26 protein-coding genes and 2 pseudogenes are annotated in these 24,700 nt (G+C 39.6%); 14 read left to right on the top strand and 14 right to left on the bottom strand.

Features of this window, described 5'->3' with window-relative positions:
• Positions 1–166: 166 nt before the first annotated feature.
• The 4 genes from GPDM_RS00770 to GPDM_RS00785 all read right to left on the bottom strand — a co-directional run bounded on the left by GPDM_RS00770 (position 167) and on the right by GPDM_RS00785 (position 4,566).
• A complete protein-coding gene (locus tag GPDM_RS00770) occupies positions 167–1,135 on the bottom strand; it encodes a class F sortase (protein WP_008427943.1) in 969 nt (322 codons plus the stop codon).
• Positions 1,136–1,193: 58 nt separating this feature from the next.
• On the bottom strand, positions 1,194–2,528 hold the full coding sequence (locus GPDM_RS00775) for a hypothetical protein (protein WP_008427946.1): 1,335 nt from the start codon (positions 2,526–2,528) through the stop codon (positions 1,194–1,196).
• 267 nt (positions 2,529–2,795) lie between these two features.
• Positions 2,796–3,617, bottom strand: a complete 822-nt coding sequence (locus GPDM_RS00780; protein ID WP_008427950.1) for an aldo/keto reductase — start codon at positions 3,615–3,617, stop codon at positions 2,796–2,798.
• 130 nt (positions 3,618–3,747) lie between these two features.
• A complete protein-coding gene (locus GPDM_RS00785) occupies positions 3,748–4,566 on the bottom strand; it encodes an alpha/beta fold hydrolase (RefSeq protein WP_008427952.1) in 819 nt (272 codons plus the stop codon).
• Positions 4,567–4,725: 159 nt separating this feature from the next.
• Here GPDM_RS00785 and GPDM_RS00790 point away from each other — a divergent pair, with 159 nt between their 5' ends.
• From GPDM_RS00790 to GPDM_RS00805, 4 genes are all read left to right on the top strand, one after another.
• Positions 4,726–5,796, top strand: a complete 1,071-nt coding sequence (locus GPDM_RS00790) for an aldo/keto reductase (protein ID WP_008427955.1) — start codon at positions 4,726–4,728, stop codon at positions 5,794–5,796.
• 418 nt (positions 5,797–6,214) lie between these two features.
• Positions 6,215–6,496, top strand: a complete 282-nt coding sequence (locus GPDM_RS00795) for a hypothetical protein (RefSeq protein WP_008427957.1) — start codon at positions 6,215–6,217, stop codon at positions 6,494–6,496.
• On the top strand, positions 6,483–6,797 hold the full coding sequence (locus tag GPDM_RS00800; protein ID WP_008427959.1) for a TIGR04104 family putative zinc finger protein: 315 nt from the start codon (positions 6,483–6,485) through the stop codon (positions 6,795–6,797). The genes GPDM_RS00795 and GPDM_RS00800 overlap by 14 nt, the downstream gene beginning before the upstream one ends.
• A gap of 96 nt (positions 6,798–6,893) precedes the next feature.
• On the top strand, positions 6,894–7,703 hold the full coding sequence (locus tag GPDM_RS00805) for a hypothetical protein (RefSeq protein WP_008427962.1): 810 nt from the start codon (positions 6,894–6,896) through the stop codon (positions 7,701–7,703).
• A gap of 339 nt (positions 7,704–8,042) precedes the next feature.
• Here GPDM_RS00805 and GPDM_RS00810 read toward each other — a convergent pair whose 3' ends face one another.
• Entirely contained in the window at positions 8,043–8,660 is a 618-nt protein-coding gene (locus GPDM_RS00810; protein ID WP_008427965.1) for a GntR family transcriptional regulator, read from the bottom strand.
• Between the two features lie 195 nt (positions 8,661–8,855).
• On the opposite strand from GPDM_RS00810, the gene garR reads away from it, so the two are divergent.
• The 8 genes and pseudogenes from garR (at position 8,856) to GPDM_RS00845 (ending at position 16,144) form a co-directional block, all read left to right on the top strand.
• On the top strand, positions 8,856–9,746 hold the full coding sequence (garR, locus tag GPDM_RS00815; protein WP_008427967.1) for a 2-hydroxy-3-oxopropionate reductase: 891 nt from the start codon (positions 8,856–8,858) through the stop codon (positions 9,744–9,746).
• A 7-nt stretch (positions 9,747–9,753) separates the two neighbouring features.
• Positions 9,754–11,193: a four-carbon acid sugar kinase family protein gene (locus GPDM_RS00820; protein WP_008427969.1), complete on the top strand. Its 1,440-nt coding sequence runs from the start codon at positions 9,754–9,756 to the stop codon at positions 11,191–11,193.
• Positions 11,194–11,245: 52 nt separating this feature from the next.
• A complete protein-coding gene (locus tag GPDM_RS00825) occupies positions 11,246–12,079 on the top strand; it encodes a class II fructose-bisphosphate aldolase (RefSeq protein ID WP_008427970.1) in 834 nt (277 codons plus the stop codon).
• A gap of 153 nt (positions 12,080–12,232) precedes the next feature.
• A pseudogene (locus tag GPDM_RS16910) lies at positions 12,233–12,682 on the top strand (GntT/GntP/DsdX family permease); the annotation flags it as partial.
• 52 nt (positions 12,683–12,734) lie between these two features.
• Positions 12,735–13,577, top strand: coding sequence for a GntP family permease (locus GPDM_RS16915; protein ID WP_272941503.1), 843 nt, complete (start codon positions 12,735–12,737; stop codon positions 13,575–13,577).
• Positions 13,578–14,108: 531 nt separating this feature from the next.
• Positions 14,109–15,035 (top strand): trypsin-like serine peptidase, encoded by a 927-nt coding sequence (locus GPDM_RS00835; protein ID WP_237704108.1) that lies wholly within the window; start codon positions 14,109–14,111, stop codon positions 15,033–15,035.
• Positions 15,036–15,122: 87 nt separating this feature from the next.
• A complete protein-coding gene (locus tag GPDM_RS00840; protein ID WP_008427976.1) occupies positions 15,123–15,380 on the top strand; it encodes a hypothetical protein in 258 nt (85 codons plus the stop codon).
• A gap of 185 nt (positions 15,381–15,565) precedes the next feature.
• Positions 15,566–16,144, top strand: a complete 579-nt coding sequence (locus GPDM_RS00845) for a hypothetical protein (protein ID WP_237704109.1) — start codon at positions 15,566–15,568, stop codon at positions 16,142–16,144.
• Between the two features lie 168 nt (positions 16,145–16,312).
• On the opposite strand, the gene GPDM_RS00850 is transcribed toward GPDM_RS00845, so the two are convergent.
• From GPDM_RS00850 to GPDM_RS00865, 4 genes are all read right to left on the bottom strand, one after another.
• Positions 16,313–17,272, bottom strand: coding sequence for a CBASS cGAMP-activated phospholipase (locus GPDM_RS00850; RefSeq protein WP_008427979.1), 960 nt, complete (start codon positions 17,270–17,272; stop codon positions 16,313–16,315).
• 600 nt (positions 17,273–17,872) lie between these two features.
• Positions 17,873–18,616 carry an SDR family NAD(P)-dependent oxidoreductase gene (locus tag GPDM_RS00855; protein ID WP_008427981.1) on the bottom strand — a complete coding sequence of 248 codons (744 nt, stop codon included), beginning with the start codon at positions 18,614–18,616 and terminating at the stop codon, positions 17,873–17,875.
• A gap of 117 nt (positions 18,617–18,733) precedes the next feature.
• Entirely contained in the window at positions 18,734–19,036 is a 303-nt protein-coding gene (locus GPDM_RS00860; protein WP_008427983.1) for a hypothetical protein, read from the bottom strand.
• 65 nt (positions 19,037–19,101) lie between these two features.
• A complete protein-coding gene (locus GPDM_RS00865) occupies positions 19,102–19,503 on the bottom strand; it encodes a DUF4362 domain-containing protein (protein WP_008427984.1) in 402 nt (133 codons plus the stop codon).
• Positions 19,504–19,890: 387 nt separating this feature from the next.
• Here GPDM_RS00865 and GPDM_RS00870 point away from each other — a divergent pair, with 387 nt between their 5' ends.
• A complete protein-coding gene (locus tag GPDM_RS00870) occupies positions 19,891–20,166 on the top strand; it encodes an AbrB/MazE/SpoVT family DNA-binding domain-containing protein (protein WP_008427987.1) in 276 nt (91 codons plus the stop codon).
• 67 nt (positions 20,167–20,233) lie between these two features.
• Here GPDM_RS00870 and GPDM_RS16270 read toward each other — a convergent pair whose 3' ends face one another.
• From GPDM_RS16270 to GPDM_RS00885, 3 genes are all read right to left on the bottom strand, one after another.
• On the bottom strand, positions 20,234–20,881 hold the full coding sequence (locus GPDM_RS16270) for a hypothetical protein (RefSeq protein ID WP_008427990.1): 648 nt from the start codon (positions 20,879–20,881) through the stop codon (positions 20,234–20,236).
• Entirely contained in the window at positions 20,878–21,441 is a 564-nt protein-coding gene (locus tag GPDM_RS00880) for a GNAT family N-acetyltransferase (RefSeq protein ID WP_008427992.1), read from the bottom strand. Before GPDM_RS00880 ends, GPDM_RS16270 begins: the two co-directional genes overlap by 4 nt.
• 75 nt (positions 21,442–21,516) lie before the next feature.
• A complete protein-coding gene (locus GPDM_RS00885) occupies positions 21,517–21,855 on the bottom strand; it encodes a hypothetical protein (RefSeq protein ID WP_008427993.1) in 339 nt (112 codons plus the stop codon).
• A gap of 271 nt (positions 21,856–22,126) precedes the next feature.
• Here GPDM_RS00885 and GPDM_RS00890 point away from each other — a divergent pair.
• A pseudogene (locus GPDM_RS00890) lies at positions 22,127–22,812 on the top strand (copper homeostasis protein CutC).
• 163 nt (positions 22,813–22,975) lie between these two features.
• Here the strand turns inward: GPDM_RS00890 and GPDM_RS00895 are convergent.
• A complete protein-coding gene (locus GPDM_RS00895) occupies positions 22,976–24,133 on the bottom strand; it encodes a DNA/RNA non-specific endonuclease (RefSeq protein ID WP_008427996.1) in 1,158 nt (385 codons plus the stop codon).
• Between the two features lie 395 nt (positions 24,134–24,528).
• Positions 24,529–24,633: an IS3 family transposase gene (locus GPDM_RS16985; protein WP_081458190.1), complete on the bottom strand. Its 105-nt coding sequence runs from the start codon at positions 24,631–24,633 to the stop codon at positions 24,529–24,531.
• Between the last annotated feature and the right edge of the window lie 67 nt (positions 24,634–24,700).

The raw sequence follows: 24,700 nt of genomic DNA on the forward strand, positions 1-24,700 counted from the left end.
CCTGCATGTCAATCAGTTTATACGTAAAAACCTGAGAGAGAAAAGTGGAGGGCTTTTCTTTCTCAGGTTTTAAATTTTTTCTAAGCGAGGGCGCGTCCAAGGGCTAATTGCGTGAGCTGTGTCCCTGGAAAGCGTCCGGCTAGAATGATTTCTTCGATTATAAAACTTATTTCGTTTTTGCTAATGCTTTTTTAGATTCATTCAAATCAACATCAACAGAAGTAACAAAATAACGTTTTGTATCATCTGTTTGGATGTTTACTTTCTTGCGGTCAAACAACGAAACCGTTTCGATTTTCGTTGTTTCACCCGTTTGGATGTCTTCTTCATAAATGCGGTAACCGATAATCGCATCGTCACGCACTGCATGCCAAGAAATATTAAATGCAGTAGCAAAAACGTTTGCCGGTGGTTCAGGTTGTTTATCGGTAACGCTTGAATCAGAAATCAATTCAGCTGTTACAACTAGACGCTCTTCGTGTGAACCAATATCGCGGTTGTAATCGCCTGTACACGTGATCAAACTCAAGAGACGTTTGTCTGAGCTACCGAATATTTTTTCAATCGGTGCATCATCTGTTTCGTAGCTAGTTAAATCGGTCACTTTATAGACCATTTCGCGTCCGTCTGGACCTGTTACCGTAACGGTTTCACCAATTTTTATATTTTCAAGTTCATAAAAAACAGCGGGCCCTGTCAAGCTGTCGACATGTCCTGCTAAAACTGCATGACCTTTTGCGCCCACTTTATAACCAGGCTCAAACCAGCCAACTTGGTCAACATCTTCAGGTACACCCATTTCACCATTGTCTAAAATACCAGTCGATTCAATGGCTGCATCAACGCCGATTGAAGGGATTTTAATTTGAAAAGGCTCCATGCCTTTAATGCTTTCTTGACGTTCGCGTTGCAACATTTGTAGCTTTTCACGTTGCTCGGGAAGAATGGGAAACTCAGCAATTTTGTCTACGTAGTTGCCAGTTACTTCTTCTTTTTTAATCGGTTCTTTTTCTTCTACTTTTTTGACCTGTTCAATTTGCTCTTCAAAAGTAGGGCTAGCGGCCAAAGGCTTTAATATGATAAACAAAGCGAGACACAATACTAACGCAGTCCCAATGGTAACAAGCTGCTTCATTTGTCATTCCTCCTTTCTAATCGTGAACAGAGAGAGCTTCGGGCTCTCCCTGATAAGTTTATTGTTGGTTTTTTGTTTGGCGATAAGTAATCGTTCCAGCTGCTAATAAAATCATCATGCTCAATGTGATCCAAAGAACCATTGTGTTTGATTGATTCGCAGTGCCACCAAGTCCAGTAGCTGGCATTTTTTCAGGTGCAGTGTTTTCGAATTTCTCAGGGAATTGATCAACAATTGCGCCGCTCAACCCTTTACCAATATCAAACATAATCGCATATCCTGAACGATATGTTTCATAAGAAGTTGTGTAATCACCAGATACGTATTGTTGGAATGTATCGATAACTGACGTTTCGTGAGCTTTCACACCTGCAATAGTTTCATCCAAAGGCATGCGATCTTCTGTGGCAGTATTTAAAAATGTTCCTAAATCTTTTGCGAACGTGCTTGTTAATGTGTTTGTTGCTTCTTCAGCCGCTTGTTTGTCGTCAGCTGCTACAGCAATCACTAAGTCACCTTGAACAGAAATGTGTTGGTTGTTCCAAAGTTGAACAAATTCGTTGCTTGCTTCTTCACCATAAACCGTAGCAAGTGCTGCACGGAATTCTTCTGTATTTTGATCTTGCGCCCAATCGGCAAAATCAAAGTCGTCAGAACCAGTATAACCTTTTGTCATACTAAGTTGCGCTAAAGCGAAATGCTCAGCCGCAATTCGGTTCACTGTCGAACGGAAGTCACCAGCTGGCGTATTTGGATCTGAAAACTGGTCAGGGAACTGAGTTGAAATGGCGCCACTAATTGCGCCGCCTGCTCCAAAGATTTGTGTGAATCCATCTAAGTAAGACGTATAAGCCGCCACATAATCTCCTTCTACATAAAGGTCAAATGTGTTTTGCACAAAATCTTCGTGTTCACGAAGAGCTGATGTGGCACCATCTTCAGGAAGGTTGCCTTCTGTCGCAGTACCAAGAAATGCTCCCATGTCGTCAACGAAAGATTGAATTTCGTCTAACGCTTCTTCTTTCATTGCGTCATCGCCATCTCTAACCGCTGCGGCATAATCATCTGTCCCAGTATTGTGCTTATCAAAAATCTCCGTGAACGCTGCGCCGCCTTCTTCGCCATATACAGAAGCAATAACTGGCTCCATGTCTGCTGCGTTGGCATCAAGCGCTGCAATTGCCGCTTCAGCCGCTTCATCTTCGTCATAAATCTTCATCATTGAATCTACTGCCAATGCGTAATGCTCGGATAATAATGAATCCAATGTTGCGCGAAGTTCCACGCCTGTCGTTTCAGTTGGTGAACCTTCAGCTGCTAATACGTTTGTTGCCATGCCCGGTATTAAAAGCGTTGCCCCTAATACAGGTGCTAAGATTTTATTCCATTTCATATAAAAACACTCCTCGTTTTTTGATCTGTTAATAGACATAACGGAGAGAGTTGAAGTTTAGATCACATTTTCCGTAAAAAATAATTAGGAATTTCATTTCGACAGTAAATAGAGTGATTTGGACAGTATTTAGTCTCATTTGGACAGTATTTGATCTAAATCGGACAGTATTTCTACTAAACTGGACAGTATATCCAAATAACTGGAAAAACGCATGAAAAAAATACACGAATTCTCTCGAAAAAAACCGCTCGAGGGCGGTTTTCATCACGATTTAGCGCGAACATCTTCAAATGCATCAAGTGTTTCCACATCTTCTGGAGAAATCGTGAAATCCAATTGGCTATTTTCTGAAATGCGATTTTCGTTTGTCGATTTTGGAAGGGGCAATGTGTTTTTCTCTAAACAGTAACGAATGCATAATTGAGCAGGGGTTACATTATATTTAGCAGCCATTTCTTTAATGTCTGGGCTGTCTAAAATTTGGCCAGTTGCGAGCGGAGAATACGCTTCGACCACAATGTCATGCTTTGCACAAAACTGCAGCAAGCTCTTTTGATCGCGCCCAACATAAAACGAAATTTGATTGGCCATTGGCATAATCTCGCAAGCATCGATAAGTGCTTGAATATCGCTTTCCGCAAAATTGGAAACACCGATTGCACGGATTTTGCCTTCTTTATAAAGCTTCTCCATCGCTTTCCACGATTCAATATTGGCTGCTGTGCAATCTTTGCCAATATCATCCCAAGGCCACGGCGCATGAATCAAATAAAGGTCTAGGTAGTCGACACCAAGATTTGAAATCGTTTCTTCAAAAGCCTTCAAGGTCTCTTCATAGCCTTTTGTTTCAGCGGGTAGCTTGCTTGTGATAAAGACGTTTTCCCGGGAAATATCAAAATCTTTGATCGCTTTCCCAACATTTTCTTCATTTTTATATGCTAACGCCGTGTCAATGTGCGTATATCCAGTTTTCAACGCAATCGTTACTGCGTCGTAAGCTTCTTCATTTGGAATTTGCCACGTACCAAAACCAATTTTGGGAATTGATACGCCGTTGTGAAATGTGAAAAACTGATCGTTTGTCATTAAAACATTTCCTCCTCTTTCTTGATCTTCCTTTTGATTTAGCAACTAGGTCTGGAATAAAAGCTGTTTAAAACAAGGCATCACGATTTGTCATCCAAGTGCCTAACAACTTCCATGCTGCATAAGTTCTTTATTTTGCATCGGAACCTTTCAAGAACTTCAACAACTCACTGTTAAAACGTTCTGGCTCATCTGCGTTGATGCCATGTCCGCTGTCTTCGAACGGAACGAGCACGGAGTTGGAGATTTGTTTGTCCAGTTCTTCAGCTAATTCATAAGTACAAATTTGGTCTTTTTTCCCGTGGAAAATAGCCGTTGGCACAGTAATGCCTGCTAACTCATCGCGCAAGTCCTCGTCTCGTAAGGCAATCGCGGATTTAATGGTTGAGTGAGCACCGGCTTCGAGTCCAAGCGTTTGGAACCAATGCAGAAATTCAGGTGATTTTTCTTGTTCAAAGAACATATCCGCAAATTGACCAAGAAAAGCGGGGCGGTCTTCTTTAAGTTGATCGATAATGCCATCGACTTCTTCAGGCTTTAAGTTGTATTGGAAATCCTCGCGTTGCGTGAACAATGGAGCCGCCGCTGCTAAAAGCATTAGTTTATCAACGCCTTGCTGATTGAAATTTGTTAAGTAACGAATGGCAATCGGTCCGCCCATAGAGAATCCGGCAAGCACAAAATGATCAAGTTTCAAATAATCGACGACAGCTTTGACGTCGTTTGCTGCCATATCGTAATCATAGCTTGACCACGGCTTATCTGATTTCCCGTAACCTCTGAGGTCAATGCCGATAAATCGGAAGTTTTGCTCCGCAAGCACACTTACTTGCGACTCAAATGCTTTGCTATTTAAAGGCCAGCCGTGAATAAAGACGACCGGTTGTCCTGAGCCGATGTCTTCTACATAAACGTTTACGCCATCTTCTACTTCAATATAATGTCCCAACTAGTTCTCCTCCTTTAATGTAAAACAGTATTAATGTAGAACTTCCCGTTGTCGAATTAAAGTAAACAACTGGAAATGGAAAGCCTGGCTTTTCAGTTTAGCCGGAGATGGTCGGGGGAATCTAATTAGTAGAAAATACATATTCAGAAGGAGGCAATTATGGATTATATCTATTTAGGAAACTCAGGTTTGCGGGTTCCAAAGTACATACTCGGAACAGTTCCTTTTAGCGGAACAAATGGCTTTAATGCCGCAGGGAATATTGATGAAAAAACAGCTCGTCGCATGGTGGACATGTCGCTTGAAGCCGGCATCAACATGTTTGATACTGCTAATTTGTATTCAAAAGGCGATGCAGAGCGCGTGTTGGGTGCGGCCATTAAAGGACGCCGTGACGAATTGTTGCTGACGTCGAAAACAGGTTTTCCTCTCGGGGAAAACCCTAACGCAAGAGGAGCTTCAAGAAGCAATATTTTAACATCTATTGATCAATCACTTGAGCGGTTGGGGACAGATTACCTTGACGTCTACTTTGTTCATTTATGGGACGGGCAAACACCGGTCGAAGAAACGGTCAATACGATGACAAGTCTCGTCAAGTCCGGCAAAATCCGCCATTGGGGTGTTTCAAATTATAGCGGCTGGGCATTGGCCCGAACGTTCACGATCGCTGAGCAATCTGGTTTTATTCCGCCGATTACGCAACAAATCTATTACACACCAGAAGCCAGAGAAGCGGAATACGAACTACTTCCCGCGGGCAGTGAGCTCGGCATTGGCTCGATGATTTGGAGTCCGCTCGGAGAAGGGCTGCTAAACGGCAAAATCGGCCGCAATAAACAAGCACCGGCGAATACACGCCAAGGAGCTGGATGGCCAGAGCCATGGGTGCAAGATCAGGAAAGACTTTACCAAGTAATCGATGCGTTAGAAAGAGTCGCAGCCAATCACAATGCATCAGTGCCGCAAATCGCTTACGCATGGGTTCGAGACCGGCCAAACGTCGGTCCGATTGTCATCGCAGCGCGTAACGAAGAGCAGCTAAAAGAAAACATCGCTTCTTTTGAAATCGAGTTAACAAAAGAAGAGCACGACCAGATTGAATCGGTCGCGCGACCAGCGCCACTTTATCCGAACTGGCACCGCGCCATGAACTCGTTTGACATGGGCAGTGAGTCTGAAAAAACGTATTTGACCGGGTATAAACAATCGATGGGCATCGATGACTAGTCAGCAGGTTTAATAAAGAAGACACGAGGGAACTCTTATACTATAATGAGTACCCCAAAAGACTGCCAGGTCATAAAAAAACTGGCAGTCTTTTTTGCGTTAATTGGCCATGTGTCGTTTTCAAGACCATCGAGCCATTACTTTAGATTAATTGCTTAAAAAGCGCCGTTCGCTAGTAAATGCCATGATTCGGACAGTATTCAGTCCCATTTGGACAGTATTTGATGCGAATCGGACAGTATTTCCACTAAATCGGACAGTATATCCAAATAACTGGAAATAAACAATGAACCACAAGCAAAAAGCGTTGATTTCAAAGAAAATTCACCCACATATGCGAAGTAAAATCCTTAAAAAACCGAAACTTCTTCGGATTCAACTCGTAAATACTGGTATAAGAAATAAGGGGGGCGCTGTTGTGTGGGCAATCGTCTTTACGTTACTGACAGTCGTAGCATTAGGCATCTCAATTTATAAAATCAAAACATCCAATACAGATCCCAAAAGTACAGTAACCGCAATGTGTTTTTTTCTAATTAGTGGTGTTAACTTAGTTGGCTACTGGTTCGACTTACTTGGTGTGTTCACTATGGTGCTAACCGTCGCATTGTTAATTACCGGTGCTTACTTTATTCGCTATACGCAAACAGATCATAAGGAAAATCAATCAAATAAGGAGCGAAATCATGCCGAACTGTGAAAATTGTGGTCAAAAATGGCCGTGGAAAACAGTAGTGAAAAATACAGTCAAGCTTAGCAATAAAACCAAGTGTCCTTATTGCGAAAAGACCCAATACCTCATACCAAAGTCGAGAAAGCGAACCGCCATTTTTAGCTACATGCCAGCATTTCTCATTATTACATTGACGCTAATTTTAGACCTCGATGGGTGGGGCATTTTCTTTCTTGCGGCCGCTTTAATGATTGTGTTTTTAGGGCTGTATCCATTTATGATGAAACTTTCGAATGACGATCACATGCCGACTTATAAAATGCAGTGACCTTATTCAATGTTTTGTTTAGTAAATCTTCCATAAGGGAAAACTTATTAAAGCAATGCAATTTTTGAACACTACAAATCAGGAGGCGCAATCCTTATGGACGATAAAACACGTAAGCAAACAAAGCTGTTCTCCATCTTGAATTTAGTTTTTTATTTCCTAACCTTAGGGGTAAACTATCTCGGGTCATCCGGGTTTTTTAATGGCATGAGTCAAAAAGACCTGTCAGACAAATACATGACGCTCATCTCACCAGCACCATTCACGTTTTCAATTTGGGGCGTGATTTACACGCTACTGCTAGTGACATTAGTTTATTTCTTTATTAAACGAAAAGATCAACGTGTAGGTAAACTCATTCGATTGGTATCGCCTTTATTTATCGCCAGCGCTGTATTCAATATGGCGTGGATTATCGTGTTCTCATACGAATTACTTGGGATTTCAACGCTACTGATTTTGGGATTGCTGTTCTCATTGATTTTGATCGTCAAACAGATCACCAACAATCGCTCTCAATTTCCAAGTACATTAGCAGGCATCAGTTTTACGCTCTACAGCTCGTGGGTGTTTATCGCCTCAATCGTCAATACGTCGTTATTTTTAGTGCAGCAAGAGTGGGACGGACTTGGACTATCTGATTCGATTTGGACAATCGTCATCTTGTTTGTCGCCATTGGATTTGTATTTTTCTACTTAGCGCTATACAAAAATGCCGCATTTCCGCTCCCCATCGCCTGGGCTTTCTTTGGCATCTATAGCGCATATGCGAGCGGGGTCTTAGACGCATCGATGGCAACAACCATTCAAGCCGTGTTAGTAGCCGGGATCGTCTTATTGCTAATTGCGAGTGCGTGGACATTTGTTAAAAACGACAAAGGGCTTTTTCCAAAAACCAATCACTAAATGTAGTTAAATAAAACCAGCCACAACGTCTCTTTTGAAGAGATTTTGTGGCTGTTTTAAATTTCGCTAGTAAATAGCGTGATTTGGACAGTATTCAGCCTCATTTGGACAGTATTTGCTACAAAACGGACAGTATTTCTACTAAACTCGACAGTATATCCAAATAACTGGAAATAACATACGCTAAGCATGCGAAAAGCATTGATTTCAAACGGATTTCCTCCGAAATTCCCATCATAAATCTTCATAATCACTAAATTGAACAAAAAAATAAGCAAAAAAGAGCATGGCTTGAATTCACTCAAGCCATGCTCTTTTTTCATGCGTCTAACAAATCTATTAGCCTTTCATTCGATTTAGACAAAACTCCAAATCGAGTTGCAGGTGTTCTTTCATCAACCGCTCTGCTTCATCCGCATGGTGTTGACGGATGGCCTCATAAATATCATGATGTTCTTCGATTAATAGAGGACGCTTGTGAAGGACCACTGTTTTTCGGAACAAGTAAATAATCGATTGCATGCGGTCAAATATATCAATCATTACAGGATTGTTGGTAGCGCCTACAATGATTTCATGAAATTCTTTATTTGCCGCCATGACTTCTTCGATCGTGCCTGTTCGACCGATGTCTACACAATTTTTCAGTTTGGCCAATGCCTCATCTGTTATATAAGTGGCACAATAGTTCGCCGCAAAACCTTCTAGTAACGTACGAACTTGAAAGACGTGGCGAAGATCCATATCGCTAGGATTTACAACACATTTTTGTTTGATCAAACCTTCTTGTTCAAGCTTCCGTATAGAATCTCGCACCGGCGTACGGCTAATGCCCATCTCTTCCGCTAGCCGTTCCTCAACCAACTTTGTACCGCGCTCGAGCTCTCCACTTAAAATTCGATCCCGTATATATTCATAAGCATGGACGTAAGCAAGTTGTGTTGGTTTTTTTGTCAATCTAATCGTCTCCTAAAGTAAGTTGTCTTATTTTAAAGTATAAGTTTAATAACCAAAATTTAAAAGGATGGATATTTTGTATACAATTTAAAATAAAATGTATACAAAATATAAAATTGTGTGTACAATTCATTTTAAGAGTTATGAAAGCGCTATCTAAACAAATCTATTTAAAGACTGAAAGGGGAAATTGAAATGGCACAGACTATTGGAGTTATTGGTTTAGGGATAATGGGAAAGCCGATGTCACTGAACCTACTTAAAGCAGGATACAAGGTAATGGTAAATGATCTCAATACAGAAAGTGTAGATGCACTAGTAGAAGCTGGAGCAACAGCAGGTAAGCCCGATGAAATGGGATCTGTGTGTGAGGTAATTATTACGATGTTGCCAGCTTCTCAGCATGTGAAACAAGTAGTGACTGGGGAAAATGGCATTTTGAAAACGGCAAAAGAAGGACTTGTGATTATAGATATGAGTTCCATTTCTCCTGTGGCTTCGGTTGAAATTTCTAACGAGGCTGCAAAGCGAGGCGTCGAAATGCTAGATGCTCCGGTAAGTGGTGGAGAGCCAAAAGCAATCGATGGCACGCTATCGATTATGGTAGGCGGTAAAGAAACGGTATTCGAATCCGTGAAACCCGTACTACAAGCGGTAGGTTCAGACATTATACTCGTTGGCAAAAGTGGAAGCGGTGTCACAGCCAAACTGGCAAATCAAATTATCGTAAACCTAAACATCGCAGCAATGTCTGAAGCCCTTATTCTTGCTGCAAAAGCAGGCATTGATATTGAAAAAATGTATCAAGCAATTCGAGGTGGCCTTGCTGGAAGTGCGGTACTAGATGCGAAAGTGCCTTTAATATTAGATCGCAACTTCGTAGCAGGTGGACGAATTGACATCAACTTAAAAGATATTACAAACGTAATGGAAACAGCACATGATATTGGCGTGCCACTACCACTTTCGAGCCAATTGCTTGAAATTTTTCATGCATTAAAAGTAGATGGAAAAGCTGGCGATGATCATGGCGGCATCATTCAATACTACGAAAAATTGGCAAACGTTGAAGTAAAAAGGGGGTAACCTGATCATGGCCAATTCTAAGACTTTAAATACAACCGAGATATTTAGCCATCTGCCATCCGTTCCGGATGAAGAAAAAGTAAATCAACTACTCGCAAATGAATTGCAAAGTTTCAATAAAAAAATCATTGTGCTAGATGATGATCCGACAGGTGTTCAAACTGTACACGGCATTTCCGTTTACACAGACTGGACGGCTGAAAGTATAGAAGCAGGTTTTGCTGAAGAGAACGCGATGTTTTTTATCTTAACCAACTCAAGAGGGTTTACAGCTGCGGAAACAAAAGTCGCACACGAAGAAATAGCAAAGACGATTCTGCAAACGGCGGAGCAACAACAAAAAGACTATATGATCATTAGTCGTGGGGACTCGACATTACGTGGTCATTATCCGCTTGAAACAGAAGTATTAAAAAATACGATAGAAGCGCAATCAAATGGTCTGTTTGATGGAGAAGTGATTATGCCGTTTTTCAAAGAAGGCGGACGTTTCACAATCGAAAATATTCATTACGTGCAAGATGAAGATCAATTAATTCCAGCAGGGGAAACCGAATTTGCAAAAGATCGCACATTTGGTTATGCGTCTTCGCATCTTGGAGAATGGGCAGAAGAAAAGTCAGCTGGTGCCTTTAAAGCATCCGATGCGACATATCTTTCTTTAGAAGACATACGTGGACTCCAAATTGACCGTCTGGTAGAGCAGCTTATGGCAGTAGAAGACTTTAACAAAGTAATTATCAATGCGACAGACTATGTGGACGTGAAAGTTGTCGTAATCGCTCTGATTCGCGCGATGAAAGCAGGAAAGAATTTCATGTTCCGAAGTGCTGCCGCATTAACGAAAATTATTGGCGGTATTGAAGACAAAGCGCTTTTAACAAGAGACGAATTGGTCAAAGATCATTCTGGCAATGGCGGGTTAATCATGATTGGCTCCCATGTGAAAAAAACAACCGAACAATTTAATGTACTGCAAACATGCAAGTTCATAGAATTTATCGAGTTCGATGTTCATTTGGTGTTGGATCCAGAGAAGTTTGAAAACGAAATTCAGCGAGTCATTCAAAAGAGCGAACAACTGATTCAAAAAGGAAAGACGGTTGCCGTATACACGAAGCGGGAGCGGCTCGATCTTGGTGAAGATAAAAAAGAAGAAGAGTTGCTATTGTCCGTGAAAATTTCGGATGCTGTCACAAGTATCGTCAAAAACATTCAAACAAGACCGAGCTTTATTATTGCCAAAGGAGGCATTACCTCTAGTGATATTGGAACGAATGGACTTGGCGTAAAGCGAGCAACAGTTGCCGGTCAAATCAAGCCAGGAATTCCGGTATGGCTGACTGGCAGTGAAAGCAAGTTTCCCGGCTTAGCTTATGTTATTTTTCCAGGGAATGTCGGTTCGAAAACAACCTTAAAAGAAGTCGCTGAGCTGTTGCACCAATAAATTGATGATTCATACGTATGGCAAGCAAATACAAGAAGAAGGTGGACTGTGAATGTTACTAAATACAAAAGATATTCTTTTAACAGCTCAAAAAGAACAGTACGGCGTAGCCGCTTTTAATGTTTACAGCCTTGAGACTTTGCAGGCAGTCATTCGCGTAGCAGAAGCAGAAAATCATCCAGTGATTATTGCGTTAGGCGAACGGTATTTTGATACGGTAGACGTAGAGGGCTTTGCCGCTTTAACCAAAGTATTGGCTGAAAAATCGACTATTCCGATTGCGCTTCACTTAGATCATGCTTATCAAAAACAATCAGTTATTCGAGCGATCAATTGTGGATTTACTTCGGTGATGTTTGATGGTTCTAAATACGATCTTGAAAAAAATATAAGTTACACAAAAGAAATCGTAAAAATTGCCCATATGGCAGGAGTTAGTGTAGAAGCCGAAATCGGTTCAGTTGCGCGTGGTGCGTTTTCAGATGAAGAAGACGGCGATGGCACATTGACCGATCCACAGGATGCTAAGAAGTTTGTGGAAGAAACAGGCGTTGATTTTTTGGCAGCAGCGATTGGTACGGTTCACGGCATGTATACAGGGGAGCCGAATATTAACTTAGCGCTGCTAGAGGAAATTCAACAGTCTGTCAGCATCCCGTTAGTTTTACATGGAGGTTCTGGGACGCCAGAACATGTGATGAAAAGAGCGGTTGAAAAAGGAATTTGCAAAGTGAATGTTAATACAGAAGTCTCGATAGCTGCAACTTCTTACCTCAAGCAAGTTTTGAAAGAGGAAGAAACAATGCATCTCTCAGATGTAATGGCAGGTATGCAACAAGCAATAGAGCCAGTAATAGCGAAATTTATACAAGTGCTCAAAAAATAACAACCCGAGTGAAAATCCTTTTCTTGCGGATATAAGCGATAGCGCTCATGTTTTAAAAGAGAAGGGTTAGGTCTAATGAAACCGTTATCATTTCTAATTAAATTTATACTTGCTGTACCTCATAAAAACTGAATTGAAAAGGGAGAGGTTTCCATGATTACTGGTAATTTGTTGATTTTGATTTTTGTTCTATCACTGGCTATTTTGTTTTTTGCAATTCTTAAGCTGAAAATCGAACCGTTTCTCGCGTTAATCACAATCGCTATTTTAACTGCATTATCTATTGGCATGCCTTTAAAAGAAGTCGCTTCGACTGTTACAGCAGGATTCGGAAATACGCTCGCGGGTGTCGGGATCTTAATTGGTCTTGGCGTGATTTTTGGTCAATTTTTAGGTGCATCAGGTGCGGTTGAAAAAATTGCACAAGCTGTCTTAAATGTATTTGGGATTAAACGATCTCCTGCAGGTCTAGCCTTAACAGGTACAGCTGTTTCGATTCCAGTATTTTTTGACGCAGCATTTGTTATTTTAAGTGGGTTGATTCGTTCGCTTGCTACAAAAACAGGCATTTCAGTCGTTAGCTTTGTAACGGCACTTGGTGTCGGGTTGATCGTGTCACATAATATGATTGCTCCAACTCCAGGACCACTGGTGGTTGCAGAAAATACGGGGGGCAGAACTTGGTCTCTTTATCATCTATGGCATTATCGTAGCCATTCCAGCTACGTTAGTTGGAGGTTACTTATACGGGATGTTTATTGGAAAGCGCATCAAGCATTCAGGAGAAGTAGAAGAAATCGTCATCGAAAAAGCAGATTTACCGAAAAAAGAAATTAGCACAGGCTTAAGCTTCACGATGTTAGCTTTACCAATCGTTTTAATCTTAACAAATACAGTTTCTCAACTATTGTTGCCGGGTACCGCAATTGCTAGTTTCTTCGGTTTTGTTGGAGAGAAAAACGTAGCACTTTTAATCAGTGTATTCGCAGCCATTATCTTTTTACGCCCGTACATCGCAATTCCAAACAATCGTTTATATGCTGAAGCAATTAACTCAGCAGGAATGATCATCTTAATCACCGGAGCAGGTGGTGCGTTTGGTGCGGTTATTAACAGCAGTGGAATTGGCGATCACTTGATTGCGACAATGCAAAGTTGGAGCATTCCAGTTCTGTTACTAGCATTTATCTTTTCTCAAATTTTGCGTGCTTCACTTGGTTCAGCAACGGTGGCACTGGTTACGACATCGAGTATTCTTGGACCAATGGTCGGGGAACTTGGCGTTTCGCCAATTCTACTAGGTCTAGCGATTTGTGCGGGGGGTATCGGTCTATCACTGCCAAACGATTCGGGCTTTTGGGTCGTTAACCGTTTTGGTAAACTGACCATCCCACAAACTCTATTAGCATGGACAGGTGGAGGATTTGTTGCAGGCGTGACAGCTTTAATCACGGTGTTTATCTTAAACTTGTTTGCGGGAATATTGCCTGGGCTTTAAGGATAAATAAAAAAATATTTTAGCTAAATGAAACCAGCCACAGAGTCTCTTTTGGGAGAGAGTTTATGGCTGGTTTTTCGTTAATAACTTTCATAAATAAAAGATAAATGAAATATAAGAAAGATGAAGTTTTCTGAAAATTAAAAAAACCAAGTGTTTTTCATTGCATCTTGTCGATATCGGTGTATAATGAGCCGTGACTAAAACAATTAATTGATAATTAGAACAAAAAAATAATAAAAAATATACATAATGTAAACTTTATAGATATATTTGGTAATTTAGTCTCTTATTTTTGATGTGTATCACGGTAATTTCACAGGCATATTCCATGTTTAATGTGAGTTAAGATTCTCTAAAGTCCAGTTCAAAGCGCATGTAAGTATAGTCTTAACTGGATTAGGAGCTTGAGCCCATTGAATAAACAATTCGCTTTTAAATAATAGAGGAACTTTGCGCATAGAACACTCTCGTAACCAAATTGTTTCTCAAAGAGGGGTATGAGTTTTATTTCTAATGTAGACAAAATTATTGAAAAAGGAGATGGTTACCATTTCTGACATTCAACCGTTTAAAAACTTAGAAAATAAAAAAGAAAAATTAATCGAAGAAAAAGAAAGAATCAATGAAGAGGCACTGAACAGATATCAAGAACTTCTCGAAAAAGATGAAGAAAAAACACATGAGGAAGACATAGAAGGTGCACATGAAACAGCAAAAAAAATAGAAGCACGAATAGAAAATGCTGAGAATCTGGATGGCCCTGCCTTAGAACGAATCATTTTTGGAAATGATTTATTTCCCATTTCCTATTTGCAACACGGTTTCAATATAGGGAATTCAGTTTGTCGTATCGTTCTTTCCGACCGCATAGGAAGGGTTGTCGGATATGGTACGGGATTTCTAATATCTCCTTCTCTAATCATGACAAACAACCATGTGTTAGACAAAGAAGAAGTAGCAGTTTTTAGTACCGCTGAGTTTAACTATCAGACCGATGAAAATAACATTTTGCGTCAATCGACCATTTTTAGACTTGATCCAGAAAAACTATTCATAACGGATAAGAGGCTAGATTTTACCATCGTGGCGGTCCAAGAATTTTCAGGTGATGGCAAAAGGGTGAGTGATTTTGGATATTTAAAACTCTCACCTAATTTAAACATCATGGAAAATGAATATGTATCTATTATTCAGCATCCACAAGGTGGACATAAAGCAGTCACAGTCAGAGAAAACCGAGTTAAATTTTTATCAGAAGATTTTATTCATTATGTGACAGATACACAGCCGGGTTCATCTGGGTCACCTGTATTTAACGATCAGTGGGTTGTCGTTGCGCTTCACCACTCAGGCGTACGCAATCCCAATGACAGAACCCAATGGGTTGCAAATGAAGGGATACGAATAAGCTCGATTTTAAAGCATCTAGATTCTTTAGTAGATTCTTCTAAATAAAAAGAGTAACAGGTAGCGGGTATTTAGGATCTATAAATCAGGATTTATTTCGATGCTGCTTAAGTTCGAAAGGCAGGTGAGGGTAATTTGTCTGAAAAAAGATTATCCCAAAATCAAATTGAAATCCTTAAACAAATTGTGAAAAGTGAAGAACAAAATTATTCTCAAGAATCCACAAGTAACGAAAATGTTGAAAACTGCGATAGCTATGAAGCATTTGGACGTGCTGTGATTGAACAAATTGTGAAGGAAGGCATGAAAAGTGTAGAAAGTTTTAAGGGTTCTACAAATGAAATCGTGTTAGATGCCCAAATAACGCTTATTCCTGCATCAGTGGAAGATTAATAAGTCTGGTTTAGTAAGATTATGCCACAACCTTTAGATGCCATATCGGGCTATCCTTATCGAAAAAATTGAAGATTGTTAGAATAAGGATTTTATATTACTATCCAAGGAAATAAGCATTGTAGTGGATCTTTGGGCAAAGAAAATGAAAGTTAAGTAGAGCTTGTGGAGCTGATACATTAGACATGATTAAAGCGATTAAAATTAGAAAGGGAGTTGAGATTAAAATGTCTGAAAAAAGACTATCCCAAAATCAAATTGAAATCCTTAAACAAATTATCGATAGTGAAGAAAAAAAGGCTTCTCAAGAATCGATGAGTAACGAGAATGTTGAAAACTATGACAATTATGAAGCATTCGGACGCGCCATTATTGAACAAATTATGAATGAGGGCATGAAAGATGTAGAGAGTTTCGGGGGCTCTACAAATGAAATCGTGTTAGATACCCAAATAACGCTAATTCCTGCATCAGCAGAAGATCAAGAAGGCTGGTTTAGTGACGCTGTAGGTAAAGTTGGCGGTGCGGTGAGTGATGCGGCAGGAGCAGTTGGTGGTGCAGTAAGTGATGCCACAAAAAAGATCGATAAAATCAAGGATAAAATTGTAGATGTCATTGAAGACACCGTTGATGATGCTGGGGATCTCTTGGATCATCCGTTTGTCAAAAAGGGTACAGATTTAGCGCTGAATGGGGTTTGTGTTAAGATGTTTGGAAGAAAAGTTTGTTACAACCCTCTGACAGGTAAGCCGAGCTTGAAATAAGTATGAGACTATTTAGGGCCATAGACAAACTCGATACACTCGAGCTGTCTATGGTCTTTTTATGGAAAGGAATTTATTTATTTTTGTCAATTCAGAAATATCTCTAGTAGCACCTTATCCAGTTTACTTAAATATGAGATTTATAAAACCAATCCAGTGAGCAAAGTTTTATTTTAACTGCTCACATAAAGCCGTAATCTGTTGATCATTCCGTGCAATCAAATCTTTCGCTAAATCAACCAACGCATAAAAGTTCTCATCCGAAGAATCATCCAGCTTGTCACTTACTGTATTTAAATTTGTTTGAAAACGGTAATATCGCTCAAAACCTTCTTGATGGGGTAGAAGATTTCTGAGCTGATAATCGACCGTGTCACTGACTCCATCAAATACGACATTCAACAAGGGGCCGGCCCATTCGGCAAGACCCCAATCTTTTGCATCTTTATATAAAATGGGATCTTGCTGTTCGCCAGTTCCTAAAGAAACCACTAAAAAGTTTTCCTCGTTTAAAAAAGTGCATTTAGCTTCAACGTAAGCGCACATAGCAGGGTTGTTTGCAAAGACACCACCATCGATAAAACTAAAAGTATCGTGCATTTTGATTTGCTTTGGTTCGAAATAGGTTGGAGCTGCGGAAGTCGCTCTGGCAACGTCCTTCATATAGGCATCTCGATTTTGTTGATCTTTCATTTTGGCTTTCCTACTTTTAAAAAACCAAGAAGTGCGTGTTTCAATTTCGTAACTTGTGATAATGACATCCGTCAATGCTTCAGAAAGTTTTGTTTCACCAAAATATTTCTCAAATACAGATTCAGCCCCGGTTGAATGGTACCGCTCATCCACGAGTCCCCCAAGTGAAAGGAGTCGATGTTCAAACGAATTAGCAAAAATCACTTTGCGTTCATTTTCGTATAACTGTACAAGTTCCAGTGCCGTATACATGGCAGTCGCATTTTTATTTGGACTCACAAGACCCAAAGTAAGAAGTCCGCCCGTCGATGTCCCCGCAATTAAGTCAAAAAGCTCAGAGATGGGTTTGCCTGTACGTTTCTCAATTTCTGCTAAGACAAGTGCAGGGATTACGCCGCGAACGCCTCCGCCATCAATAGAGAGTATTTTCTTCATGGTTACTCCTCCTTTTCGAAGTGCAGATAACCAAAAATCCCATGACTGACTTGATAGCTTCTTAATTTCTACTCATGGATCGCGTACCGTCCTTATAAATAGTTAGTGGGATTATACAATAAATTCATCAAAATGTCATTTAATTATCATTTTATTCTATTAATTAAGACAACTATAAGGGTTTATAAAATAAGAAAGAACGTATAAGAGTAGTTGTCGAATGAAAATAGCCACAAAATCTCTCGAGAAGAGGTATCTGTGGCTGTTTTGAATGTACAGAAAACTTGATTGACCTCTGAAAAATTTCGTTCGCTAGTAAATGAGTTGATTTGGACAGTATTCAGTTCAATTTGGACAGTATTTAAGACAAATCGGACAGTATTTCGACTAATTCGGACAGTATATCCAAATATATGGAAAAAACGTCATGATACAAGTACAAAAAGTTAATGTCATAGCGGCATCGCCAGAAATTCATTAGTAATAAAATCTTTCTTTATTCAATTCGTGGTTAGAGGCATAAGAAATAGAAGATCACGCTATTTTTCAAAATTCATTTATTGTATAAGAGCTTTTGATCCACTATTAGTCGGGTGACACTCACTCATCCGCAACCCCAAGCGTCATCCCACCATCGACAACAATCTCCGTGCCCGTACAATATGAACTATCGTCAGAAGCGAGAAAGGCGACTGCTTTTGCAATTTCAATGGGTTGGCCAATACGCCCTAATGGAACAGAATCATAAAAAGCAGGAACAGCTTTGCCGCCAGTAGCCATGTCCGTTTCGATTCCGCCTGGGTGGACCATATTTACGCGGATTCCGAGTGAACCGAGTTCAATAGCGGCAACTTTAGACATGGCCACGACCGATGCTTTTGTTGCGGCATAAGCGGCGGATTTCGCAATAGGGGAAAATGCAGAAATCGAGATGTTGTTGACAATCGAACCTTTTCGCTGCTTTTCCATTTGCGGAAGTACCGCTTGCATGCCGAGAAAAACACCGAGTTGGTTAACGTTGATCAATTGTTGGAAATCATCAAACGTTGTCTCTCGAAACGATTTGCGCGTCAGTGCGCCAGCATTATTCACTAACACATCCAGTTTGCCGAATTTATTGACCATCGTTTCAACCGCTGATTGCCACTCCGACTCTTTTGTAACATCTAACTGAACCGGGAAGGCACGTTCGCCAATTATCCCGGCGACTCTTTTAGCTTCGTCGTAATTCCGGGCACCAATTCCTACTACGGCGCCTAATGTAGTAAGGTGCTCGGCAATCGCCTTTCCTTGACCGCGATTAGCTCCGGTGACAAGAATAACGTTATTCGTTAAATTGGGCATGGAATCACTCCTTTCTATCAATATAACATAAAGAAATTTCACCAGAAAAGAGCAGCCGAAGCTACTCTTTTTTAAACGTTTATTAAATAAATCTCTAAAACTAGAATAACCACTAGCTCACTTTTGCTCTTCCTGTTCAGGCGGAGCTTTAACACCCAAAAATAAAGCAGTGAAATAAGTAAGTATAGCTGTTACCAAACCTGCAGCAAATAAAATCCCTCCGGTAATGAGAAAAGCGTTGGTATACGTTTCCATCACCATCACGTAATTGTTCGTATCAACAATATTATCTACTTGACTGGACAGCCAAGAGTTTCCGAAAGAAATTCCAAAAGAAGCACTCGAAAACAGTAAAATCAATCCTATGATTGCTAATATAATCGAAATTATTCCCAATCCGGTAATATGATTTTTGAACATCTTATTTTTCCTCCTAACTATGATTTTCTCTAAAAATTTATTAATATTTCTTTGCTCATTAAAAGTTACTCTAAAACTTCAAGGCTAAAATACTTTCCAATTTCAGAAGAACAGCCACTTAGGCGATATATTCTTCCATTTTCACTTTGTTCACTGTATAGGTTTTCGCAAGTCCCACTTTGTGTTCCTTTAGATGAACCACCCCATTCATCATGAGAATTATCGTACGTATACGTAATGTTTTCGCCATTATAATCTAGCGTATCAAAAATTGGATCGCCTTCTGTCGTTCTTTGAACAATACGGATTTTATCTTCTTCTCCATTTTTAAGATTTTCGATAAACGCTTCAAATTTCTCCGAATTAATTATGATTTCCCCTTGCTCGAATACAATGTCGGTATCTATAACAGGGTTACACGCGCTTAAGAAAATGGCCAATAAAATTACCAGTAAAATTTTTCGCAATACTGTAACCTCCTTTTGAATAGGGGATAGATTTACCAACTTTAGTAAAAATTGAACCGTTTTTTGATGCCTATAACCTTAGTACGAGTCAGCTTTGCTTTTGTTTCACTGTTTTTAGTAAAGAAACAAATATAAATAAGAAGAAAGTAGAAAATTCATAACAGATGAAAGAGGTTTGAAAAGGTATTGATTTCTTCGATTTTTTTACTAAATTTTATGAGTAAAAGTAGAAATTAAATGATATGATAGGAACGTACGTTCTTTTCGGTAGAAGTTTTGAATACCACGAATACAAAAAGCAAATCAGGCATTCAAGAAATAATAGTTGATGCTTGTCACGAAATGAATTTGATCAAAACATGTATGTATTAAAAGGAGAGTCGAACCATGAAAACTACAGGAATCGTGAGAAACACCGACCCACTGGGACGCATCGTCATTCCGAAAGAACTGAGAAGAGGAATGGAGATAAACGTTGGAGATCCAGTAGAGGTTTTAGTAGAAGAAGACGTGATTATGTTAAGGAAATCCCAAGCTGTGGGTGCTTGTTTAGTAACAGGAGAAGTTTTAGCAGAAAATAAAGAATTTGCGCCAGGACTCACACTAAGTCTAGAAGGCGCGCGCGTTCTCTTGCATGAGCTAGAAACTAAAAAGCTAAAGTAAACACATAAGAGAGTAGCCCACCTAGCTACTCTTTTTTCAACACTTAACAAATTTCAAATAAAATCACTCATAGAAAAGGGTAATAATAGAAGTAATAACCTATTGGTGTTATTGCAACAAGGGTTAATGAATAAATTATTTTGTTTTTCGTTTTTTGATAAAACCAGAATCCTAATAATAAGAAACTAAAAAAATCGAAAATGAATTGAAACAAAAAAATATGATGGTGATATAAGTACATCCCTACGCCAATTGTTTCCGCAGCCAAACCGCTTACTGGTAGTGCATACAAAAAGTTACTCAATTTGCTCTCCTTGTTCCAATAGTAAAGTACATAACTAATAGCACTGCATACTAAGGCGATGATGTTGTACAGCATGAAAAGATTCCATTGAAATGTTCCTCCGTTTGCGAAAATAGGAAAGAAGAAACCGAGTACATATTTTAAAAAGTAAAAAGCGAAGTTCATGCTCAATAAGTACAAAAACACATTAATAGCAGCATTTATATTTGATGTACTGAAGTAGATAACTAATGTGACTGTTAGCATCCAAAAGCCAAACAAAGTGGCTATTGAACTAAAGCTCCATAGATCATCATTCGGAAAAAAGTCTGACAATCTAGTTATTACACCAGCGATCAATCCCAATCCAATAAATAACAGATAAGATTTCAAATAGATTGGACTTTTTTCGGTAGATACCGCTATTGTCATTCAAATTCTCCTTTATTTATGAGGTCACTTCTTAATATAGAGTACATGTACAAATCATCGAATTTGCCACAAGTAAACTCATAATGCCTTAATAACCCTTCTTGTGTAAATCCATTTTTATCTAACAATTTTAGTGAAGCGGAGTTAGCCGGCTCAACTAATGCTTCAATTCGTTCTAATTGGAAGTATTGAAACCCATAACCAATTACCGCTTCCAATGCTTCACTGGCAATCCCTTTACTCCAATAGTCTTTGTTCAATTCATAACCAATCTCCGTTCGGGAATGCTCGGGGTGCATATTAAAAAAACCACAACTGCCAATAACTTTTCCTTCTTCTTTAAGTGTGATTCCCCATCTAATTCCTGTGGCCTCTGTATATAGGGTTTGGTACCAGCCGATTTCATCGAGTGCCTCATTTTCCATCTTAAAAGCTTCCAGCCCCATATGTTTCATCACATCTTTATCAGATAAATAGCGGAACATATCCGCTGCATCTTCTTTTACTACCTCTCTTAAAATTAATCTATCTGTTTCAATAACGGGAAACTTGTTTTTCACGATGGATCTCCACCTTCTTAAATTTTATAGCTGTCCAATTTCTTAAGCTTTACTCAACAATCGCACTCTACAAACCTATCCAAAGTATTGAAAAACAAGTTGATAGATCGCTACGCAAAATCCTAAAGCACTCGCTTTTAATTTAGCGGAATGATACCGTTTACTGCTATACAGATAAGCCATTATAAAAAGAAATCCGATAGGAAACCACAACTCAAAAACACCATTTTCCGTACTTCGTGTATAAAGTGGAATGATATAAGCACTAATTAAAAAATAAAAGAAAATGGTAAAGCGGCGTGTTTTGAGTTGTTTGCTCCATCTAACTAAAAGAAAAATAATAATAATCGCGCTAATTGTAATGTGTAAAGCAGGTAGATGAAGAGTAACACCATTTCCTAAATCAAAATCCATATGTATCACATCTCCTAATTGAAAATTATTCAGTAGATAAGTTTTTTAGCTCTATTCTGTAAATATACCACTTTATTATGAAAATAAAGGAAAAAGACGAGAAAAAACTGAGAATTTATTTCGTTGTGAACATAATTCCGTGGGAAATAAGTTGGTTCTTTCCGCAATGTCTTAGTTCGCTGCGATTGGATACAGAAATAATGGAGCAATTCAAATCATTGGTCTATCATGGTTAGTAGAAATCATCCGGTATGAGGGGAAATGAAAAATAATGATAGAAGTTATTGTACAAAATGAACAGGAAGCAGTCGAAGCAGAAAAATTGGGAGCGGGAAGATTAGAACTTGTTTCGTCCATCAATGAAGGAGGGCTGACACCGAGCTTTGAAACCATCAAGCAAGTTTTGAACAGCGTCGCGATACCGGTTCAAGAATAATCCGTCCTCACAGTCGAGACTTTTTCTATACCGATTCAGAAATGAACACAATCATCGAAGACGTCAAAAATGTATTGAATTTAGGTGGTCGTGGAATCGTATTTGGAGCTTTAACAAAGGATTACACGGTAGATGAAAATGCATTAGAAAAAATTATCGCAGTTTCCGATCAACTCGATATCACGTTCCATCGTGCGTTTGATGAAATTGACGATCAGTTGAGTGCCTACAAAGGATTAACAAACTACAAAAAGCAGGTAAAGCGGATTTTAACTTCTGGTGGTCTGGTGGATTGTTTGAAAGGGAAGCATGAGTTACGAAAGTTAGTCAAATTATCAAAAGAGACGGAGGGACCGGCTATACTTTGTGGGGGTGGATTAACTTCGACAAATATAGAAGAAATTCATCAAACTGTGAAATCTGATGAGTATCATTTTGGGAGTGGCGTTCGAAAAAACGGTTCTTACGCTGAAGGGTTTAATAAAGAAATAATTCAACAACTTATAAAATTGAAGGTTTAGAGAAACACGATTGGAATGGTCAGAACTTTATGGAGAGACCTCGAGCACGTCCTTATAAAAGGACTTAAGTAAAAAAAATAAAGCCGCAATCAAAAACAGACTTGTTTTTGATTGCGGCTTCTTTCGTTCAAAAAAAGTGGGTTGCTGCACGCAAGTTAAAAAATCACTCGCCAACCATCCCATCATTGTCATTATCTCGCATATGCGGGTATAACCAATGATCGCTCATAATTGGCATGCTAAAACCGGCTGCTTTGGCTTCTGCAATCGTTACTTGTCCATTGCCGTTTGTATCCACACTCGAAACATCTTCGTTTGTCGTTGGACTACTGGACTCTGTCGGCTCACTTTGGGTTAAGCCGAGCGATGCATTTAGTTCATCAGGGTTTATGTTATCAAAAGTATCCACAACTTCGTTCCCCATTATCGTATACGTATATTGATAACTTGAAGGAATTTGCGTTTCTGTATCTGGGTAAGTGATGATTGCTTCAAAATGGGTCGCGCCACCTGCTTTGCGAATGGCATCTTCCATATAAGCTTGATCACCATGTCGGTTGAGCGTGCTTTCTTGTGGCGTAATGTTATAAGCATTCGATACCCCACCAAGCGAATCCGCAAGTACGTGTCCTTCATCTAATACGTCACTTTCCACACCTGGAACTTTTGCCTCGTCGGAATAATATCGGCCAGACGCTAATACAGGTTCATTATCGTCATCTTGCAAAACGATTTCGTCCGCTACAACCCGTTCCAATTGGCCGTATTCGTTCGTGAACGCCCAATAGTCGCGGTCGCCAAAGCCAATGTTAACAGCCACGTTAGACTCACGATCGCCAGACAAATCTCCGCCGTCTACCTCGATTAGCTCATAGCCTGCGAATAAGTCATTGTTTTGTTTTGCTAAAACTTCCTCTTCTGCCTCTTTTTCTTTAGCCAAACGTTCTTCTTCTTGTTTTTTCGCAAGTTCTTCAGCTTTTTCTTTTTCCTCTTTTTCAGCTAAGAGACGCGCTTCTTCTTTTTGCTTTTCTTCAGCAGCCTGCTTTTCAGCATTTTCCTGAGCTAGAAGTTCTTCCTTTTCCTTTTCTGAATCCGCCACTGCAGGCTCACTTTCAACTTCCTCCGTAGTCTCCACTTCTTCGATCGTAAAGCCCAGGCCAATAACAGAGCCAACCATGATTGCAAATGAAACTCCTGTAGCTAAACCTGCTTTCTTTGTCGTCCATCCCTTTTTAAATAGTGAACTGACCAGTAGCATCGCGATACTAGCGACTAAAGCCAATAAGGCAACAAACAGTAATAAACCAAAAACGATATCCATTTAAAAATCCCCCTATTATCTCTCTACAAAACTATCTCTCTGATTTCTAGTCCAAAATATACCATGTAATAAGGAGTGAATGTAAGGAAATAACAATATTTTATTCGGTAATATTTTGATTTGTTGATTAAAATATTTAAACGTCTGTATATTTTTCAGTTGTAGGAGGGAGGTCAAGTGGACATCACATAACGAACGACAGATAATAATCGAACCCTTCGTCAACGGTATGTTTTCGCTGTGAAGGAAAAAAGAGCGGATGAAGCCATTCGAATTGGCGAGGCGTGGATTAGTAAAGAAGGGTTGAAGTAAATTGTTCAGTACGTGAGTAGTGAATAAAAGAAGACTGCGAAACGTTAACACCAAGGTAGTACCCCTTAAATTTAGGGTTTTAGTTATGTAGCTAATTGGCTGGCGCATATCCGATACTGCACCGGGCTCATGCCGGCCATTTTTCGTTTGATGCGTTCATTGTTGAAGTAGGTTATATATTGTTCAATCCACTTCTATATGCTTCTCCCTTTAAGAAGGTAAGAAGCATATGATTATCACTATTTTCGATTAATC

This window comes from Planococcus donghaensis MPA1U2 (assembly GCF_000189395.1).
Lineage (GTDB): Bacteria > Bacillota > Bacilli > Bacillales_A > Planococcaceae > Planococcus > Planococcus donghaensis_B.